A 208-nucleotide genomic window follows, 5' to 3' on the forward strand; every position below is an offset into this window, starting at 1 on the left:
TGAATTAGTTCAGACCTGATCTGACACTTCTGATTGAAAAGAAGAGAGTTTCCCGTTTTGATAATGGTGTCGAATCAATATCTCAACAAAGGAAACTCTCTATGCTTGAGTCTAACAATCCCATCATAAAACACAAAGCCGGTTTGCTGAATCTGGCTCAGGAACTCGGTAACGTATCCAAAGCCTGCAAGGTTATGGGTGTGTCGCG

Annotated in this window: 1 pseudogene; it reads left to right on the top strand. The window is 42.3% G+C overall.

Going from position 1 to position 208, the window contains the following annotated elements:
- Positions 1-101 precede the first annotated feature (101 nt).
- A pseudogene (locus LGT44_RS08875) lies at positions 102-208 on the top strand (helix-turn-helix domain-containing protein); the annotation flags it as partial.

The sequence above is a fragment of the Thalassolituus alkanivorans genome, assembly GCF_020447205.1.
Taxonomy (GTDB): Bacteria; Pseudomonadota; Gammaproteobacteria; order Pseudomonadales; family Oceanobacteraceae; genus Venatoribacter; species Venatoribacter alkanivorans.